The sequence below is a fragment of the Marinobacter sp. UBA5687 genome (assembly GCF_002420325.1).
Taxonomy (GTDB): Bacteria; Pseudomonadota; Gammaproteobacteria; order Pseudomonadales; family Oleiphilaceae; genus Marinobacter; species Marinobacter nauticus.
Window position 1 is genome coordinate 1 of the sequence record NZ_DIHV01000062.1, and the last position, 216, is coordinate 216.

A 216-nucleotide genomic window follows, 5' to 3' on the forward strand; every position below is an offset into this window, starting at 1 on the left:
TCTGGGTGCCTCGCTGTTCATGGTGGAGCGTGACTACACCTTCGGCGAGAGTGTGGTGTATGGCTTCGGCGCCGGCCTTGGCTGGGCCCTGGCCATCATTGCTCTGGCGGGTATCCGTGAAAAGCTCAAGTACAGCGATGTTCCGAACGGACTGCGTGGCCTTGGCATCACCTTCATTACCGTTGGTCTGATGTCACTGGGTTTCATGTCGTTCTC

The 216-nt window shown here is 57.9% G+C and carries 1 protein-coding gene; it reads left to right on the forward strand.

Annotation, left to right across the window (positions count from 1 at the left end; translation table 11 throughout):
- Positions 1-216: Rnf-Nqr domain containing protein (locus B3Y70_RS06545; protein ID WP_288589439.1), on the forward strand; the 216-nt coding region annotated here is incomplete at both ends.